This is a genomic window from Chitinophaga polysaccharea, from assembly GCF_902150045.1.
GTDB classification, from domain to species: Bacteria; Bacteroidota; Bacteroidia; order Chitinophagales; family Chitinophagaceae; genus Chitinophaga; species Chitinophaga polysaccharea_A.
Genome location: NZ_CABFVU010000002.1, coordinates 792,199 through 808,536 on the forward strand (window position 1 = coordinate 792,199; position 16,338 = coordinate 808,536).

Below are 16,338 nucleotides of genomic sequence, written 5' to 3' on the forward strand. Positions count from 1 at the left end.
CTGACATGATCATTAACTAAACCAACATCAAAGGTATGTTAAAACTTGTATTCCTGGAATGGAAAGGGAAACCTGTTCCCGCCGGCAAATTGCTGCTTACTATGAAATTGACTGTTCTTCTTTTTTTGACCTGCCTTCAGGTGCAGGCTATTTGTTTCGCGCAGGAAACGATCACCCTGCAGGTAAAAGAAACAAGTATCAAACAATTGCTGAAAACACTGGAGCATCAAACGGCTTACCGTTTTGTATTCCACGATAAAACACTGCCTGAGAACAGGAAGGTGACCGTTGCGGCAAAAGAAGCCACGCTGGATGCAGTGCTTTCACAGGCATTTGCAGGTACCAACCTGGCATACACCCTGAAAGAAGACGGGCTGGTGGTAGTATATGCCGGCACAGAAAGTACAGCTGCTGCCGTGAATATAACTATCAATGGAACAGTAAGGGGCCTGGATAACCTGCCCTTACCGGGTGTAACCGTCCGTGCTACCGGTACCACCGCCGGTACGCTTACCAATTCAGACGGCGCTTACACACTCGTTGCCCCGGATAACGCTACCACGCTACAGTTTTCACTGGTGGGCTATGTTAGCCAGCAGGTAACCATCGGCAACAGGCGCGAGATCAATGTAGTATTAACAGAGGATGTGAAAACACTGAATGCGGTAACGGTTACCGGGTATACGAATTATGCGAGGGATAAATCCACCGCCGCTGCCGGCGTTGTAGGTGCCGATAAGATCACACAGGTGCCCATGGCCACGTTCGACCAGATACTACAGGGCCGTGTGCCGGGAATGGTAGTATCTGCCGGTTCCGGTCAGCCCGGCACCAGCGCCACTATTACCGTTCGTGGTGTAGGTACTATCAATGGCAGCTCCTCCGTTTTATATGTAATGGATGGTATTCCCATTGAAGCCGGCCAGTTCCAGGGCATCAATCCTTCAGATATTGCTTCCGTTACGGTATTGAAAGACGCTTCCGCAAAAGCATTGTACGGATCCCGTGGCTCCAACGGGGTGATCGTGATCACTACCAAAAAAGGACAATCCGGGAAAATAGCAGTATCCTATAAATCGCAATATGGTTTTTCCAATATGACCACTCCCAAATTCCAGATGATGAATTCCAAAGAGCATCTGCAGTTTGAAGAGGAAATAGGCCTGGAAACCGGCGCCAACCTGGGGCCCGGCTGGGAGTTCTCCAGTAAAAACCCTGACTACGCGAATAAAACCCCGGCCGAACAACGGGAAGCAGATCATATACTCGATAGCTTAAGGAATACGAATACCGACTGGCGGAAAATTTTCCTGCAAACAGGCAAATTCCAGGAACAACAACTGAGCGTGAGCGGCGGTAACGACAATGTGAGGTTTTACAGTTCCGTAAATTACTACGACCAGCAGGGTATTGCCAGGCGCTCTGAACTGAAACGTTACAGCTTTAAGAATAACCTCGATTTTAATGCCGGTAAATTAACCGCCAATATCAACGTGGGCCTTGCCTATTCTGAATCTTCCTTTATAGAAAGGGAAGCATCCAGCAGCGGCAGCAACCCGCTGGCAGCCGTATACTACGCCCTGCCTTATGAATATCCATATGCGGCGGATGGTACACTGGTAACCAACTATAATGATGATGTGTACCCTGTGTATGACCTCCGCGAAGGCAGCAATGCCCTGGAAGCATTGTTGAATACCAGCAGTAAAGACAACCAGCTGAAAAGCATTATCGGTACTTCACTGAATTATATACTGGCAAAAGGACTGGTAGCGAAAACCAGGCTGGGCATCGACTTCAGGGAAACTACCACAGAGCGCTATGTGAACCCGGATTCCTATTCCGGTTATAAAGTGGATAATGGCGGAAGGGGTAGTTTTGGAGAAGGCGTAACAAGGAATGTTACATTGGTAAGCACTTCCGGGTTAACGTATTCAAAAGTAACAGGTAAACACGATTTTGAAGTATCAGGTTATTTTGAGTTTACCAAAAATAACTACCGTGCATTTAATTATACCGGTTATGACCTGGACGACAGGTTGCCCGCCACGCCTGCGGCCATTACACCCGGCTCGCCGTACAGCCCATTGCTGGGTGGCGGCCGCACTAAAAGCGCACTGGCCTCATACATTGGCGTAGGCCGGTATACCTTTAATGAAAAGTATACGCTGAATGCCAGTTACAGGTACGACGGCGCTTCTACCGTACCACCAGATAACCGCTGGCATGGCTTCTATTCCTTTGGTATTGGATGGGAAGTAAAAAGAGAAAATTTTTTGAAAGATGTGAGCTTTGTGGATAACCTGCGCTTCCGGGCCAGCTATGGTACTTCTGCCAATCCATTTTCCAACCTGGGGCCTTTTGCTTACTTCCGTACTTACGGAACCGACCAGTATGGCGGTATCCCGGCCATTGTGCCTAACCAGCCGGGCAACCCCAACTACGATTGGGAATATGCGAAGGAATTTAACATGGGCTTCGACCTGGGCGTAATGAATAACCGCATCCGCCTGGTAACGGATGTATATAATAAAATAACGAATAACCTCTTCATAGAACAACCTTTATCTATTACTTCCGGGTTTTCCACCATGTTCCTCAACTCCGGCGCTATGCGCAACAGGGGTATAGAAGTGGATCTGCAGGGAGATATTGTGAAGGGAAAAGATTTCACCTGGTCGGTAGGGGTGAACTTTGCGTATAACAAAAATGTGATCACCGACCTGGGCGCTTCCGGCGAATTTACGCAGGGCACCACGCAGATCGTGAGGGTAGGCCTTCCTTACGGCTCCCATTATGCGCCTAAATGGGCCGGCGTGGATCCGCAAACAGGCGATCCTTTGTACTACGATAGATCCGGTAAGAAAACCAGCGATTACAATGAAACAGCTTTAAGCGTAGCTGAATTTGGCACCTATATTCCTCCTTTTACCGGCGGATTTAATACCGGCCTTACCTGGAAAGGTGTTTACCTGAATGCGCTGTTTACGTTTGCGGATAAAACCATGCGCTATCTCAACGAAGATTACTATAACGAAAACCCCAGCTTTGCCAGCAGTAACCAATCAGTGCGCATGCTGTACGACCGCTGGAAAAAAACCGGCGATAACGCCATCCTGCCTAAGTTTGACGCCAGCAGGGGATTCTCTTCCAAAGATATCCAGGACGCCTCTTACCTGCGTTTGAGGAATGTGAACATCGGTTATAATTTCCCGAAAGAAATAATGACCCATATCAGATTTGTGCAGGGCATCCAGGTATTTGCGCAGGCGCAGAACCTGTACACCTGGACAAAATGGAAAAGTTTTGACCCGGAAAATAACAATGGCGAAGGCAGGTTTGATTACCCCAACGCAAGAACCTACACTTTTGGCCTGAATGTTAATTTTTAAATTATTGAGCTCATGACAATCCGTTTTTTCAAATATACTTTCAGATACCTGGCACTCGCGTTGCTGGTAAGTACGCTCGCCTGTAACAAACAACTGGACCTGTCGCCCACCGACAGTATCATTGACCCGGGAAGAACCTTCCGTACGGTGAACGACCTGAACGGAGGTTTACTCGGCGCCTATTCCGGGCTCACTTACAATACCATTTACGGCATATCGCTGATCACAGACGAATGCACCCTGCCCAGTGAAAACGGTACAGGCGGCGGCGTAGCTACTTACCGCTGGCGGATAGATCCCAGTAATACCACTATCACCGCTTCTTTCGGGGAATATTATGTGGCCATCGACCGTGCCAACCGCGTTTTGGGCGCTATGGGCGCCGTTACCGCCAAAGGCGATGAGGAAACAGCCCTGAAGAACCAATACCGTGGAGAAGCGCTGGCGCTGCGCGCCTATTGCCATTTCCAGTTATTGCAGAGTTATGCGGAAGCATATGAGCCTACTGCCATGGGTGTGCCTTATATGGATACTGCCGTTAACAGCTTTCCTTCCCGTAATACTTTCGGAGAAGTGGCTGCCGCTATAGAAAGGGATCTGCAATTGGCCAAAACACTGGTGCCTGCTGATTTTGATGATAACACAAGGATCACGCTACCGGCTATTTCAGCTATCCAGGCAAGAGTGGCGCTGTATGAAAAAAAATGGGACGATGCGGTAACTTATGCCACCGAAGCCATTGATGCCCTTCCGCTGGCATCTGCTGCCGATTTCCCGGGCATCTGGAAAGATATGAAGGAAAGTGAAGTGATCTGGAAACTGAAACAGGTTGCCGGCAGCAACGATGGTTTGATCGGCAGCGTTTACTTTAACCGGAATGTAGCTTTATATGTTCCTTCTTTTGAGCTGATCAACCTGTTCGATAAAACCCATGATGTACGTTATCCTGCCTACATACGGTTTGATGATACCCGCGGCGCAGGCAACTCTGAATACCTGGTGAATAAATACGCCGGTACATCTGGTAGCCTCGGCCTGGCCGATATCAAGTTATTCAGGACCGGTGAAATGTACCTGATCAGGGCGGAAGCGCTGGCAGAGAAGAACCAGGCAGGCGCTGGCGCCGATGATCTGAATGCGCTGCGTGCTGCCCGTATTTCAGGTTATACACCACAAACCTTTGCCGGCAAAGATGCACTGATCACTGCTTTGTATACAGAACGTTTTAAAGAGCTGGCTTTTGAAGGACAGCGTCTTTTTGACCTGAGAAGAAGAGGGCTGTCTGTTACCCGTAACCCGGAAGACGCCATTAACGCACTGGGCGCAGTGTTACTGAAACCAGGCCAGAAAGGATATGTATACCCCATTCCTGATGCGGAAACCAAAGCCAACAAAAACATGAAACAAAACCCGGGGTACTGAGTGTCCTGAATGAATGCTGTTATCAAATTAGTTCTTTGATCATAGATATTCAATGCTGGGTAAATGATGATGGCAGGCCCATCGGGGGCTGTTTTCAGGAGCAGCCCTCAAACCACCTTCAGCTGCTGCAATTAAGAGTTGTGGTAGTGAGCATGAAAGGAAAAGGCATATTAAATATGTCAGGTGTGTGTTAAGAAGACGAACACTGTGAACTGTCGATAGAGGCGTCGAAAGGGTAAGAAGATGTCAAAACCAATGTCCAGTACCGTCATTGGGACAAGCAGCAAAGTTACCTGATTACTGTTGCTGTGGCATCCGGCGTATAGACAGCGTGATCTTAACACAGGCGTTTACCGGGAACAGGAGAACCTGTCGCCGGCATGTTAAGAGAAAATATCAAGCTGCAAGGACAGCAAGATAGAAAGTATCGATGGCCTGCACAGGGGCAGAAGCCTTTGTAGTAGTAAAGAAGTTCCTGTAATGGGAATGGAGCGAAGGGAGGCTGTTATCAAGTTTTTTTTTCATGGAAGAAAACTGAGCTGGAGCTCAGGAGGTACTGAAATGAGCAAAACAAAATCGTTTAGTATAAGTCGCCGATTGGTGAGTTTAGCCTATTATCAGGTAAGATCGAACAAGGGAGCAGGTGGAGTAGACGGAATCAATCTGGAATCGTTCCATATAGGATACAGAGATCATCTGTACAAATTATGGAACCGAATGAGTTCAGGAAGCTACATGCCCCCACCGGTGAAACTGAAAGAGATACCGAAGAAAGGAGGTGGACTAAGACCTCTGGGTATACCCACGATATCGGACCGAATTGCCCAGACAGTAGTAAGAGGCTTATTAGAACCGGGGTTAGAGCAGATCTTTCATGATGATTCTTATGGTTACCGGCCTGGAAGGTCGGCACTACAAGCGTTGTCGCGTGCAAGAGAGCGGTGCTGGAATCAGAGTTGGGTAGTAGATGTTGATATCAAAGGTTACTTTGACAACATTCCGCACGACTTGTTGATGAAGGCTGTCAGACTACATTGTAAGATTCGCTGGATGCTGCTGTACATTGAAAGATGGTTGAAAGCACCGTTGCAGCAATCAGACGGAAGGATAGAGGAAAGAACTAAAGGAGTTCCCCAGGGTTCAGTTATTGGTCCTGTACTGGCAAATTTATAACTGCATTATAGTATGGACAAGTGGCTGGAAAAGTGCTACCCGCACTGTCCTTTTGAAAGATACGCAGACGATGCTATCATTCATTGTGGAAGTATGGTAGAAGCGGTAAACCTGAAAGCATCGTTAAGTGATCGACTGAAAACATGTGGGTTAGAACTGCATCCAGAGAAAACCCAGGTGGTCTACTGCAAGGATAGCAACAGGAGGCAACAAGGAGTAACGAAAATGTCTTTCGACTTCCCTGGCTACACCTTCAAACCACGATTGGCACGAAATAGTCAACGTGGAGTTTGGTTTACCAACTGGCTACCGGCAGTAAGCATTGGGTCGATGCGCTCGATGAATGAGAAGATGGGTAAATGGGAAGTGCTGAAACGAACGACGAATACATTGCAGGAAGTAGCGGCAGAGATCAATCCGGTATTAACCGGCTGGATTAATTACTACAGTAAATTTTACAAAGCAACACTTGTGAATTATATGCACATAGTCAATGTAAAACTTGCGCGCCGGGCAAGACGAAAATACAAGCACCTGAGAGCCAGTGAAATGAAAGCGATACGGTGGTTGCACGGAATATCCGTCCGACAGCCCACGCTCTTTGCCCACTGGGCACTCTTAGGATCGAAACCAACGATTTGATAACCGGAGCCGTGTAACGGGAGACTGTTACGCACGGTTCTAACAGAATCTCGGGCTGAGATGCCCGGGTTTACTTACTGATGAAAATACTAACAGCAATACTAACAGCAACGGCTATATGTTCCACTGCATGTACAATGCGCAATCCCCAACTGCCTACTGTTCCTGGTCGCCCGGCCTCCATTGGCTATATCGGCGATACGGCAGATGTAACCACGCCGGTAAAAGGCGGCGTAGCGCTCATTGGCGGCGGGGGTAACGTAAACGGGGCCTTTCAATGGATGATTGACCGCAGCGGCGGTGGAGACGTAGTGGTGCTCACGGCTTCCGGCAACGGCGGTTATAACCATGATATCGACTCACTGGGAAAAGTGAACTCCGTGGAAACATTGAATATCACTACCCGCGAACTGGCCAATAATGACACGGTGGCCAACATTATCCGTAATGCGGAAATGTTGTTTATTGCCGGAGGGGATCAGTCGCGCTACATGAACCAATGGAGAGGCACCAAAGTGAATGCAGCCATTAATTACCTGCTGCAGGAAAAGAAAGCGCCTGTGGGCGGCACCAGCGCAGGTTGCGCCATATTAAGCGGGCTTTACTACAGTGGAGAAGGCGGCAGCGCCGTATCGGATTCCGTACTGGCCAACCCGTATGATCCGCTGGTAACGCTGTATAACAATGACTTTCTGCATGCGCCTTTCCTAAGCCAGGTGATCAGCGACCAGCATTATGTAAAACGTGGCCGTGCTGGCAGGCATGTTACCTTTATGAGCCGTATTGTGAAAGACCATGGCATTTTCCCGAGAGGCATTGCACCGGATGAGAAAACGGCGGTATGTATTGATGAAACAGGTATGGCGAAAGTGTTTGGAGTGAGTAAGGCTTATTTCATTTTGTCGGATAGTTTGAAAAAACCTGAACTTTGTGAACCGGGGCAACCGCTGGAATGGAATCACAACGGGGAAGCGCTGAAAGTATATGAGATCCAGGCCAGCGATACCGGTAACGGCAGTTTCCAGGTAGCAGACTTTGACCCGGCCAGGGCCAGCGGCGGTGCCTGGTATTGGTGGTGGGTGGAAAAAGGGCAGTTGAAGAAGAAAGCAATTTGATTATTCTCTTAATAAAGTTTGATATGAAAGGCAGGTTTGGTATTTTATTTTTCCTGGCAGCGTTTTTTGTTTTACCCGTAATTGCACAACAGAAAACATCTTCCTATGTATTGGTGATCCATGGTGGAGCGGGTACTATCCTTAAAAAGAATATGACCCCGGAAAAGGAAGCGGCTTATAAATCATCGTTGAAGAAAGCGCTGGAAACAGGGTACAGGATCCTGCAATCAGGCGGTAGCAGCCTGGATGCGGTAGAGGCCACCGTAAGGGTGCTGGAAGACGATTCCCTGTTTAATGCAGGCAAGGGCGCTGTATTTACCCACGAAGGGCGCAATGAGCTGGATGCAGCCATCATGAATGGTAAAACGAAAGCGGCAGGTGCGGTGGCGGGTGTTACCACTGTGCGTAATCCTGTGAGCGCGGCAAGGGCCGTGATGGAAAAATCGGAACACGTAATGATGGTAGGACCGGGTGCAGAAAAATTTGCCAGGGAAGCAGGGCTGGAAATTGTAGATCCTTCTTATTTCAGAACCGAAACACGCTGGCAGGACCTGCAACGGGCCATCCGGGAAGATTCGCTGGCTTCGGCTAAATCCAACGCCTATACGAATCCCGGGAAGCTCGGTATTAAGAACAGGGATTATAAATTTGGTACCGTTGGAGCTGTGGCGCTGGATCAACAGGGCAACCTGGCGGCGGCTACTTCTACCGGAGGTATGACCAACAAGAAATACGGCCGCATCGGCGATTCGCCGATCATTGGGGCGGGCACCTATGCAAACAATGAAACAGCGGCCATCTCCTGCACCGGCTGGGGAGAGTTTTACATCAGGAACGTAGTAGCTTATGATCTGTCTGCTTTAATGGAATATAAAGGGCTTTCTGTGCAGCAGGCAGGTAATGCGGTGATAAAAAAAGTAGGAGATATGGGCGGCGACGGCGGCCTTATTGCGCTGGATAAAAAAGGGAACATGACCATGTCTTTCAATACTGAAGGTATGTACCGTGGCGCCGTTACGAAAGACGGTAAAATTCAGATTGAAATTTATAAGTAAATATTAAAATAACGAACGGATACGGGGCGTAGTACCCGTATCCGTTCGTTATTTTCACTCCAGCGGTCTCTTTGGTGAATCATCTTCTTCCAGTGCGTTCTGGTTTATATCCTCGTCTGTAATATCTCTTTCTTCCAATAGTTCATCTACCTGTACATCGTCCTCTTCTTCCTCCAGTAAATCATCGGAGGTGTCTTCCCCCCGTCTTGATTGTTCATCCTGGTTGCCTTTTGAAGGCACCGGCTGTTGCTGTTGATTAATTACATCATCCGGTTGAATTTCATCTTCGCGGAGCGGCCCTGGCGTTTTGGGAATTGTGGTCATAAGTAATGTTTTAAGGATAAAGACCCAAACATCGCACCACTAAAAAAAGGCTTGATTTACAAGGGAAGTGGGAAATGGCTGCGTAAATAAATACACAGTAAACGTGTAATAATTATTCATATACCACTTTGCTGGTTTTAAAAACAGCGCTCCATTTGCTGATAAAGGCAGCCGGAAGGGTTTCTGTTTTCTGCGCAATGAACACCGCATGAAAGGATTTAGGCCCCTGCACTACGTAATACAGCTGTGACTCGGGGTTGCCTGCACCGGGCGTTTCCACCTTAAACAGTGCCCAGCGCCGCTGTGGATTATTTTCTTTTCCCAGCAGGGTGGTTTTAGCCTGTGAGGCGTTTTTTGCTGCGGCTTCAGAAAAGTTTTTTACTGCAAGATCGATGTTACCGATCCGTGCATTTTCCATGGTCATATTATTGAGGAGCAGGGTCCATTGCTGTGGCGTTTCGTCCGCAGGAAGGAATTGCCGGGTAGCAAGGTTGTCTACTTCGGTATCTGTGATCATGATCCATTTTATACCGGCCGGCAACGTTATTTTAAGACGTTCTTTCCGCGCTGCTTTGCCTGTAAGGAAGGAATTACCAATCTGGTGAAATAGGGGCGTATAGGCGGCGGAAAATGACAAAAGCGTGGTAGCGGTTAACAGGTAGGTTTTATTATCAGAGTAATCAATAAAAACGCTGGCGAAAAATGTATCTGGCCTGTTTTCTTCCACATGCATTTCATCCAGCCAGATCATTCTTTTACCATTGCGGACAATACTGCCGGAATCTACCAGTTTGAAGTAAGGGTTGCGGCTGATATAATACAGCAGTTTTTTGGTAACGGCATCCACGTTGGAACGGGGCTCGTCAATCACATTAATATTGAAATTTTCCGGTTCAAAGCGGGCGCTGTCGGCCGAAAGCCGCCTTGCCATCAGTTTCAGCGCAGGGATCTGTTTGTTTCTGGTTACCTGCCATCCCGCTGGAATTCCTACGGAGAAATGATTGGCCGTATCGCGGTAACTGACCAGTTGCTGGCTCCGGGCAATAAAAGAAAGTAACACAAAAGCACACAGCAAAGCATATTTCATCTGACTAATTTATATACAAATAAAACATATTTGCAATTAAAAAGATAAAGCCTCCGGCCGGAAGCTTTATCTTTTTTGCGGGCTAACGCACAACGGACTATATAAGGCAAGTACTATACGCGGTTATCTCCCGGGTAGCGCAACCCGTAGAATTTTTCCTGGTTGAACTGTTCGTGGTTGTAAAAGTCGCTATTGCTATCATTATATGCTCCCGGCGTTACAAATACGTTGCGTATATCCTGTTCAATATCGGGTGTAACAGTCACTCCTTTTTCATAAAACGGGAGTATATTGATCTGCATATGGGAAACTTCAGGTAGCAAAACGGTATCATCTTTTCCGTGCAGGATGGCTACACCAATAGGCAATAATACCTTGCGCTCTGAAAGCCCCAGCCGGTTACCTTTAAGGTTTACTACCAGGTAGCGCACCCTGCGGGAAGCGGGGTTAAATAACAGGTCATCTACCTTTCCCAGTTTATTGCCGTGCAGGTCTTCCACTTCCCAATGCCTGACATCAGGCTGACCATCGGCGACCTCGAACCGGCTGCCGCTTAATTCTTCAAGACGATTAGCTTCAGTAATAGACATGGTAATATTTTTTTGAGATGAAGAATCGGGTGAAATGCCAGGTTATGGTTGCTTAGCCGCGGTGTCTGTTGCGGGTGCAACGGTGTTTGACATACTGTCGGTAGCAATAATCGTGTCATGGCGGGTATTGTTGCCACTGCGCATCAGCAGGAACATGATAGCCAGGATAACAACGAGTCCCAGGATGAGCCATAGCCAGGCCAGGTTCCTCTTTTTGGGTTGAACTTCCAGGTGTGCCATAGTAGTGCATTTAGTTGGATAATATTGAGGATGGGTTCATCCAAAACGGTTCATTTTTTTTCAGGCAATCATTATACCAATACATGCCGGGAATGTTGAAAAGGGTGGATTGGCTTATGTGGAGATAGTTTTAGGGGATCGGTCCGCAGATCTGGGAGGAGAATCAGCCCCATTACAGTAGGGTCTTTTTTCCCACGTATTGCGGAAATTATAAGCCGCTGCAAACACTCATAGCTACCAGCAGCATGCCGAGATAATGTTCTTCTTTCAGCTCCCTGCGCAATACCTGCAGGGCTTTGCTCATATGCTTTTCCACTGTTTTTACAGAGATGCCCATTTCCTGTGCAATCGCTTTGTAGCCCAGGTTATCGTAGTAGCTGAGCATAAACACCTCGCGGCATTTTTGCGGCAATGTATTAATACTGCAGGCAATGCGGGTTTTCAGCTCATGCTGTTCCAGTTGAACAGGCTGTGCCACCTCCTGCTGGTGTGCCTGCCTGATCAGCACCTGGTGATGGTTTTCTTTCAGTAATTTATTGCGAAGCTGGTTGGATACTTTGTATTTAACGGCATTGTTGAGATACCCGCTGATGTTAACATCTCCGGGCAGTTCATCTCTCCTGAGATATAAACTGGTAAAAACATCCTGTATAATATCCTTCACCTGTTCACGGTCTTTCAGGATACGGAATGCCTGGTTGCTGAGCGCAATAACCGTTGCCTGGTATAACCTCTCAAAGGCTTTGGTATCGCCGCTCCTGGCTTGCTGCCATAGCGTATCGCATGTATGTTGACCAGTAGAGCAGATAAGCGTTCAGTTTTGGTGGCAAAGATATCTACTGGACAAAAGTTTCTATGTTAACTTATAGTAAACAACTGCTCCAATGTTAACTAAATATGAATTCCATCTTTTTTGAGAAAACGGAGTGGGGGTAAATCCCGGTTTATGTGATAAGTATAGCAAACACCCATACTGATGACGCCATCGCGCCTGCAATATTTACTGGACCGATACCTGAATGGAACTGCTACGGAAGCGGAGCAGGCAGAGTACGATCATTGGTATGAGCAACAGCAAGCACCGGGAGCAAACGCTTTTACTGCTGAGGAAAGAAGTGGGATGTATACCGTAATAACTTCCCGTATAAAACGCAAAAACCGCGTAGTGTACCTGCGCCGGGCCGCGGCAACAGCCGCGGCAGTGGTTATAGGCGCGGGCATATTGTGGATATTCCGCACCACATCACTGCCGGTGCGAAAAGTAGCAGTGAAGCAGCAATTGGCGCAGCCCGACAGTACCATGATCGCCAATACTACCGGCTCCCGGCGGACGCTTCATTTACCGGATGGCTCAGAGGTAATATTATACAGAGATGCAGAAATCCGTTTTGCCAATCCGTTTGGCGCAAAGAACAGGATAGTGCAGCTGAAGGGTAAGGGCTATTTCAATGTTGCGCCCAATGCACCCATGCCATTTACGGTATGGAGCGAAGGGGTATCCACCACCGCATTAGGTACCAGCTTTACCATTACAAGCAAACAAACAGAAGTGAAAGTAATACTGCATACCGGTAAGGTAATGGTGAAAACCAATGAGCAGGTACGGTACCTCACACCAGGCCAGGCGCTTGTTTGCAATATGGCTACCGGGATGGCCCGTTTACAATCCACACCGGAGAAAATAGTGATTGCGCCCGCCATTGCCTATGGCGCTTTACGCGGCTTTGCCGCTACATTTGACCAGGTGCCTTTATCCGGCGTATTTGATACTATTTCCAGGGGATATCATGTGAACATACAACTGAAAGCAAACACCTTTAACGATATCGCCTTCTCCGGTGTAATCCGGGATACAGATTCACTTGCACAGGTGCTGCACCGCATTGCGATGCTGCACGATTTGAAAATTACATCAACAAATACAGGTTACCGTATAGAAAAAAATCACTAACTAAATATTTGCGTATTATGACACATCGCTACCTGCTAGTGAAGGGCGGAGCTTTGCCCCTGAACCACTCCAACAGGCTTCTGCAGGGCTGTAAATTTATCAGCCTGCTGTTCCTGATGGTTTTTATCAACCTGCTGCCGGCACAGGCGCAAAAGAAAACATGGATCAAAGGTTTAATTGAAGATGAAAAAGGACAGGCTATACCAGGCGCATCTGTACAGCTGAAAAGCGGCCCCGATAGCCTGAAAAGCTTTGCTGTTACCAACGAAAAAGGGGTATTCACTTTTGACGATTCCCATATACAGGGACCATTTGTGTTTACCATCGCTTATGTGGGTTACGTAACGCAGGTGATCACCAAAAACAGCCTGGACCCGCAAAAGGAACAATCGCTTTACGTGGTTTTGAAAGAATCTTCTGCTGCACTCAGTGAAATAGTAGTGGTGGGTTATGGCACCCAAAAGAAGATCAATCTCACCGGCGCGGTAGACCAGGTAGGAAAGGAAGTATTTGAGAACAGGCCCATGACCAGCGCTACCAAAGGCTTGCAAGGGGTACTGCCCAATCTGAATATACGTATCACGGATGGTAAGCCCATCCGCGGAGCCACCTACAACGTGAGAGGTACCACCTCCATCGGTGCCGGCGGTAGCGCATTAGTGCTCATCGACGGTGTACCCGGAGATCCGAACTTATTAAACCCCAACGATATTGAAAGCGTGACCGTATTGAAAGATGCGGCTTCAGCCGCCATTTACGGCGCCCGCGGCAGCTTTGGCGTAGTGCTCATCACCACAAAAAATCCCGCGAAGAATAATACACAGCTTACTTATTCCAGCAACTATTCACTGAACGACCGTACCGTGAAACCCAACTTTGTTACCAACGGTTACGAATGGGCCAAAAATTTTGATGAGGCCTATTACGCATGGAACGATTATAAGTCGCACCCCGCTAAAGCCAACAGCGTATTCCCTTTTTCACTGGACTACCTCGATGAGCTGAAACGCAGGAACGACGATCCTTCCCTGCCAAAAACAGACATCGACCCGGCTACAGGCAACTACGTTTATTATGGTAATACCGATTGGTTCAAAGAGCTGTATGCAGACCAGAACCCAGGTACAGAACAAACCCTGTCCGCCTCCGGCGGCAATGCCAAATCGGAATATTATCTCTCCGGCAGGTATATGTCGCAGCACGGGATTTTCCGTTACAATCCCGATAAATTCAAGATGTATAATGTAAGGGCAAAAGGAGCGGTAAGGCCGTTCGACTGGCTGAAGCTGGAAAACAACTTCGACTTTTCCCAGCGCACTTATTTTTTTCCTATCCTCAACCATCCCAGCAATACGCCGGTATGGAGAAGGATCTCGGATGAGGCATTCCCTATTGCGATGCTGAAGAACCCTGATGGCTCGCTTACGGAGAACGCCGCTATCGTATTCGGCAGCTTTTTAACGGGAAATAATTACTCTGACCAGACACAGCTGATGCTGAGAAACACTTCCCGTTTTACCACTTCTTTCCTGCATGATAAACTGCATGTAAACGGCGACTTCACTTACGCCTATACTTCCAGCGTGGAAACCCGTTTGTATACCCCGGTGCCATACAGCAAAGCGCCGGGCCAAACGCTCACCCGCGGAGAAAGCAAAATGAATGAAGAAAACGACCGGACCACCTACACCGGTATGAACCTGTATGCGGATTATGAACAGCGCGTTGCAAAAAACACCTTCAAATTACTGGTAGGGTACAATTATGAAAACACCTTGTTCAAATCAAGGTACTACCAGCATGATGGATTGATCAATCCGGGTATGCCCGATTTTTCGCTGATGAATGGTCTTAACTATGTGCTTACAGGCGGTGGTTATGAGTGGCGTACGCTGGGTGGTTTCTTCCGCCTGAACTATAACTATGATGAACGCTACCTGCTGGAAGTGAATGGCCGTTACGATGGGTCTTCCAAATTTCCCGAGTCGCAGCAGTTTGGCTTTTTTCCTTCTGCTTCTGCCGGGTGGCGCGTATCGAAGGAAAAGTTCTGGAACGTATCGCCCAAAGCAGTGAGCGATCTGAAGCTGAGAGCGTCCTATGGCGCGCTGGGCAACGGCAACGTAAATCCTTACCAGTTCCTGCAAACCATGACCGTAAGCAAATTGCAGATGGCCATCAATGGTGTGATCCCTGATTATACACAACAGCCCAACGTAATTCCCAATGGCCTTACCTGGGAAAAATCCACTACGCTGAATGGCGGTATAGATATAGCCCTGCTGAACAGCCGGTTAAAAGTTTCCTTTGATAAATATACCCGCAACACCACTAACATGTTTACCGTGGGACTGCCAGTTCCTGCTGTGTTTGGAGCCAGTGTGCCAAAAGGCAACTATGCCGATCTGAAAACAAAGGGCTGGGAATTATCGGTGAACTGGTCCGACCAGTTTAAGGCCAGCAGCAAACCTTTCGCTTATTCACTTGGTGTGGTGCTGTCTGATTACCAGTCGTACATTACCCGTTTCAATAACCCCAATAAGCTGATCAATACTTATTACGAAGGCATGCGTGTGGGAGATATGTGGGGCTTTGTAAATGATGGTTATTTCCAGAGCCAGGATGAAATTGATAAGTACGGTGTAGACCAGTCTTTTATCCGCGTATCCAATGCCAACAAACTGTTACCGGGTGATATCCGTTTCAAAGACCTGGACGGCAACAAAAAAATAGACCAGGGCGATGGTACCGTGGATAAACCGGGCGATCAGCAGGTGATTGGTAATACAGAGCCACGTTATGCCTTTGGAATTACCGGTAGCGCCAACTGGAATAATTTCTTCCTGAGCTTTTTCTTCCAGGGTATTGGTAAGCGCGACTGGTGGCCGGGTACAGATGCTTCTCTTTTCTGGGGGCAATACAACCGTCCCTATAGCTGGATGCCGCAGGAGATCATGGATAACCGCTGGTCGGAAACCAATCCCGATGCTTACTTCCCCCGTTTCCGGGGATACACGGCGCTCAATTCCAATGCAGAGCTTACCGTACAGCAATCAAAGTACGTGCAGAACGTGGCCTATATCCGTTTAAAGAACCTCACTGTTGGCTATAACCTGCCACAGGAATGGATTTCAAAGATCAAGATGAAAAATGCGAGAGTGTTCTTTACAGGTCAGAACCTGTGGACATGGTCGCCTTTGTACCGTATCATGAAAACGCTGGATCCTGAAGTGATTGAGGGCTCCGATCCCGAGCTGAATAACAATGCCGCGGGCATTGGTGCAGGTAACGGAATGGCATACCCGATGCTGAAAACATACACCGTTGGCGTAAGCGTAACCTTTTAACGA

The 16,338-nt window shown here is 47.9% G+C and carries 13 protein-coding genes and 1 pseudogene; 8 read left to right on the forward strand and 6 right to left on the reverse strand.

Annotated features, from left to right (window positions below; genetic code table 11):
• Positions 1-35 precede the first annotated feature (35 nt).
• Together FN124_RS17945 and FN124_RS17950 are read left to right on the forward strand one after the other, a co-directional pair.
• Entirely contained in the window at positions 36-3,392 is a 3,357-nt protein-coding gene (locus FN124_RS17945) for a SusC/RagA family TonB-linked outer membrane protein (protein ID WP_221887827.1), read from the forward strand.
• Positions 3,393-3,404: 12 nt separating this feature from the next.
• The gene (locus FN124_RS17950; protein WP_142686133.1) at positions 3,405-4,814 is read left to right on the forward strand and encodes a RagB/SusD family nutrient uptake outer membrane protein; all 1,410 of its coding nucleotides are present in this window, start codon (positions 3,405-3,407) and stop codon (positions 4,812-4,814) included.
• A gap of 396 nt (positions 4,815-5,210) precedes the next feature.
• Here FN124_RS17950 and FN124_RS31470 read toward each other — a convergent pair whose 3' ends face one another.
• On the reverse strand, positions 5,211-5,339 hold the full coding sequence (locus FN124_RS31470) for a hypothetical protein (protein ID WP_260607288.1): 129 nt from the start codon (positions 5,337-5,339) through the stop codon (positions 5,211-5,213).
• A 210-nt stretch (positions 5,340-5,549) separates the two neighbouring features.
• Between FN124_RS31470 and FN124_RS31475 the strand changes: the two are divergent.
• The 4 genes and pseudogenes from FN124_RS31475 to FN124_RS17965 all read left to right on the forward strand — a co-directional run.
• A pseudogene (locus tag FN124_RS31475) lies at positions 5,550-6,230 on the forward strand (reverse transcriptase domain-containing protein); the annotation flags it as partial.
• Between the two features lie 96 nt (positions 6,231-6,326).
• The gene (locus tag FN124_RS31480; protein WP_260607433.1) at positions 6,327-6,629 is read left to right on the forward strand and encodes a group II intron maturase-specific domain-containing protein; all 303 of its coding nucleotides are present in this window, start codon (positions 6,327-6,329) and stop codon (positions 6,627-6,629) included.
• 80 nt (positions 6,630-6,709) lie between these two features.
• The gene (locus tag FN124_RS17960) at positions 6,710-7,744 is read left to right on the forward strand and encodes a cyanophycinase (RefSeq protein ID WP_142686134.1); all 1,035 of its coding nucleotides are present in this window, start codon (positions 6,710-6,712) and stop codon (positions 7,742-7,744) included.
• A 23-nt stretch (positions 7,745-7,767) separates the two neighbouring features.
• A complete protein-coding gene (locus tag FN124_RS17965; RefSeq protein ID WP_142686135.1) occupies positions 7,768-8,799 on the forward strand; it encodes an isoaspartyl peptidase/L-asparaginase family protein in 1,032 nt (343 codons plus the stop codon).
• A gap of 54 nt (positions 8,800-8,853) precedes the next feature.
• Here the strand turns inward: FN124_RS17965 and FN124_RS17970 are convergent, their stop codons facing one another.
• From FN124_RS17970 to FN124_RS17990, 5 genes are all read right to left on the reverse strand, one after another.
• Entirely contained in the window at positions 8,854-9,123 is a 270-nt protein-coding gene (locus tag FN124_RS17970; protein ID WP_142686136.1) for a hypothetical protein, read from the reverse strand.
• Positions 9,124-9,235: 112 nt separating this feature from the next.
• Positions 9,236-10,210 (reverse strand): hypothetical protein, encoded by a 975-nt coding sequence (locus FN124_RS17975; RefSeq protein ID WP_142686137.1) that lies wholly within the window; start codon positions 10,208-10,210, stop codon positions 9,236-9,238.
• Between the two features lie 113 nt (positions 10,211-10,323).
• Positions 10,324-10,800, reverse strand: a complete 477-nt coding sequence (locus FN124_RS17980) for a PRC-barrel domain-containing protein (protein WP_142686138.1) — start codon at positions 10,798-10,800, stop codon at positions 10,324-10,326.
• Positions 10,801-10,842: 42 nt separating this feature from the next.
• On the reverse strand, positions 10,843-11,040 hold the full coding sequence (locus FN124_RS17985; protein WP_142686139.1) for a hypothetical protein: 198 nt from the start codon (positions 11,038-11,040) through the stop codon (positions 10,843-10,845).
• A gap of 208 nt (positions 11,041-11,248) precedes the next feature.
• Entirely contained in the window at positions 11,249-11,848 is a 600-nt protein-coding gene (locus FN124_RS17990) for an RNA polymerase sigma-70 factor (RefSeq protein ID WP_142686140.1), read from the reverse strand.
• 168 nt (positions 11,849-12,016) lie between these two features.
• On the opposite strand from FN124_RS17990, the gene FN124_RS17995 reads away from it, so the two are divergent.
• Together FN124_RS17995 and FN124_RS18000 are read left to right on the forward strand one after the other, a co-directional pair.
• Positions 12,017-12,991: a FecR family protein gene (locus FN124_RS17995; protein WP_142686141.1), complete on the forward strand. Its 975-nt coding sequence runs from the start codon at positions 12,017-12,019 to the stop codon at positions 12,989-12,991.
• A gap of 17 nt (positions 12,992-13,008) precedes the next feature.
• Positions 13,009-16,335, forward strand: a complete 3,327-nt coding sequence (locus FN124_RS18000) for a SusC/RagA family TonB-linked outer membrane protein (protein ID WP_142686142.1) — start codon at positions 13,009-13,011, stop codon at positions 16,333-16,335.
• Positions 16,336-16,338: the final 3 nt, after the last annotated feature.